Here is a 3,142-nt window from a genome sequence, read left to right as displayed (position 1 = left end):
TGCCCCTATTACTTGGTTTTGATTAATAGCAATAATATCGTTTCCTATTGCTTCACTTAACATTTGATACATCACAATACCAGGAACCAGACCACTGGTTACCATATCTGCCAGTGAGTCCAGCTGTTTTCCTAGCTCACTAGATACATTTAGTAGTCTTGCTGCGAGGCCATCAAAAAAGTCAAAAAATATTCCTGCGCCTACAAATATTCCCGCCAAAACCAACTGGTCGTTAAATGCGTAAATAGCAGCAATACAACCGCATAATAAATTTGATAACGTGATAATATTTGGAACCCATTTCTTCATGTTACAAATATGCAGTTTTTTAGTGATCTGTTTCGTTTACTTTTAGGCAATATCCACAGATTTTCATAGTTATTAACTCAGAAACTTAGATATTTGCGACTTATTAATATTTCTGCTTGAAAAATTACTTTTTTTTATTGCTTATTGTTTGTTCCGCTTTCGCGAAAGCGCAAACCTCAAGAGCCTACTCTAACGAATTCCTAAACATAGGAGTCGACGCAGCGGCACTAGGTATGAGCAATGCTGTGGTGGCGAGCAGTGATGATGTGAACTCTGTTTACTGGAATCCTGCAGGACTTATAAGAATGGAAGATCAGGAACTCTCTTTAATGCATTCCAGTTATTTTGCAAATATTGCTCAGTTTAATTACGGTGCCTATGCCATGCCTATTGATGATGTGAGCGCTTTTGGTTTTTCTGTAATTAGATTTTCTGTAGATGATATCTTAAACACCACACAACTAATAGACGATCAAGGAAACATTAATTACGATCGCATTTCTACCTTTTCCACAGCAGACTGGGCTTTTACGTTCTCCTATGCCAGAGAAGCAAAACTGGACGGTTTCTCTTATGGAGCAAATGCAAAAGTGATACGTCGTGTAATAGGAGATTTTGCAAACTCATGGGGTTTTGGCTTTGACGTAGGCTTACAATTTAAACGTGGCGACTGGCAAGTAGGATTTATGGCGCGTGACATCACAACTACGTACAACACTTGGTCTATTGATGAAGAGCAATTTGAACAAGTAAGCGGCGCCGTAGAAAACCAAAATCAAGATTTACCAGAAACTACAGAAATCACGTTACCAAAACTGCAATTAGGTCTAGCGAGAACTTTTACTTTTCATTACGATCACGTTCTTACTGCAGAGGTAGATTTAAATATGCGCTTCATTCAAACTAACGATATTATCTCAAGCAGTGCGGTAAGTGCCACACCAGCTTTAGGATTAGAATACAGCTTCATCGACTTAGTTTTTGTAAGAGCTGGCGCAGGAAATTTTCAGAATATCCAGCAGCTTGATGGTAGTGATAGTACCACTTTTCAACCTAACATAGGAATAGGTTTTAAATACAAAGGAATCTCTGTAGACTACGCTTTGACTGATATCGGTGATTCTAGTGAGGCGTTATACTCTAATGTATTCTCAGTAAACATAGATTTATCGGTCTTTAGCAGGTAGTTTAATAACAACTGTTTAATTTAGCAATCTATACTGTAGTTCATGAAATTTAACAGCCTTTTACTAGCACTTTTATCAGGAATACTTCTTTGGTTGGGCTGGCCTACTTATGGTTTTGCAGGAATGCTTTTAGTCGCATTTGTACCACTGCTTATGGTGGAGCGCCGTTTGCGACTCAGTGACACTAGAAGAGCAGCTGGAAAGGTCTTTCTCCACTCCTATCTATCTTTCTTTATTTGGAATATAGCAACTACTTACTGGTTGTATTTTTCTACGCCTTTTGGGATGTGGTTTGCTGTTTTAGTTAATACGGCACTGATGAGTTTAGTGTTTTTAGGCTATCATTTATTAGCCAAAAAGGCCACACAAGGCGCTGCACTAACCTTCCTTGCCTGCCTTTGGATAAGCTTTGAACGCTTGCATCTAGATTGGGAATTCTCTTGGCCGTGGTTGAACTTAGGTAATGGTTTTAGCGAGACAACTTCTTGGATTCAATGGTATGAATATACAGGAACCTTCGGTGGTTCTTTATGGATCTGGCTGGTTAATATTTTTGTTTTTTTAAGTGTGTTACGCTTTCGCGAAAGCAGAATTATCTCCAAGCGTCAATTTATGATTAAGCGAGTTGCTGTACTTCTAGCTCTTGTAATTGTACCTATCCTAATTTCTCAAATTATTAGCTTTTATAACTTTGAAGTTTATAAGTACGATGGAGGAACAAAAGTGGTCATCGTACAACCGAACATCGATCCTTATAGCGAGAAATATTATATCACTAACGATAGTATCGTGAGCCATATAAGTAGTCTTGCCTTACCTTTAATCGATCCATCTACCGACTTAATTATCACGCCAGAGACTGTTCTAGCAGATAATATTAAACTTTCAAACTTAAAACAACTGGATTATAATCGTGCGGTAAATGAATTACGGTTGACACTCTTAGAGTTTCCAGAAATCAACTATCTAGGCGGTGTTTCTATTACAGAAATAGTAAGGGATAGCGCTCAAATAAATCCACAGACTAATCTTTATCGCGATGGCAGGACGCTGTATAATGATTACAATTCTGCCATGTTTCTAAAAGTGGGAGATTCTTTAAAAATTTACCATAAATCAAAACTAGTCGTAGGTGTTGAGAATTTCCCTTATAAAAGTATATTAAAGCCTATTCTAGGCAATGCAATGTTAGATCTAGGCGGTACCGTTTCTACTAAAACTACTCAAAAAGATCGAGCTATATTTGAAATGAATAACTCTGCAACGGTTGCTCCTGTAATTTGTTATGAGTCTGTTTATGGAGAATATGTTTCTGATTACGTAAAGAACGGAGCTACTTTTCTAGCGATTATTACTAACGATGCCTGGTGGGGCAACACCCAAGGTCATAAACAACATTTAAGTCTTGCAAGATTACGTGCCATAGAGAATAGAAGGTGGATCGCCCGTAGTGCAAATACTGGAATTAGCGCTATTATCGATCACAGAGGAAATATAAAAGAATCATTAGGCTATGAGGAAGAAGGAGCTATAAAAGGTTCTATTAGACCTCGATCAGAACTAACCTTCTACTCTACTCATGGAGATTATATAGCAAGAATTGCTAGCCTCATGGGGTTATTTGTATTGCTATTTAGTGTTTTAAG

3 protein-coding genes are annotated in these 3,142 nt (G+C 37.8%); 2 read left to right on the top strand and 1 reads right to left on the bottom strand.

Annotated features, from left to right (window positions below):
• On the bottom strand, window positions 1–309 hold a 309-nt coding region (locus A9Q93_RS05275), incomplete at its 3' end, for a phosphatidylcholine/phosphatidylserine synthase (RefSeq protein ID WP_303686338.1).
• A gap of 116 nt (window positions 310–425) precedes the next feature.
• Between A9Q93_RS05275 and A9Q93_RS05270 the strand changes: the two genes are divergently transcribed.
• Both A9Q93_RS05270 and lnt read left to right on the top strand, forming a co-directional pair.
• A complete protein-coding gene (locus tag A9Q93_RS05270; protein ID WP_303686337.1) occupies window positions 426–1,496 on the top strand; it encodes a PorV/PorQ family protein in 1,071 nt (356 codons plus the stop codon).
• 42 nt (window positions 1,497–1,538) lie between these two features.
• On the top strand, window positions 1,539–3,142 hold a 1,604-nt coding region (gene lnt, locus A9Q93_RS05265; protein WP_303686336.1), incomplete at its 3' end, for an apolipoprotein N-acyltransferase.

It is taken from the genome of Nonlabens dokdonensis (assembly GCF_002162835.1).
GTDB lineage: Bacteria > Bacteroidota > Bacteroidia > Flavobacteriales > Flavobacteriaceae > Nonlabens > Nonlabens dokdonensis_B.
The sequence above is the reverse complement of the archived record's forward strand: the minus strand, read 5'-3'. Positions and strand labels throughout refer to the sequence as shown.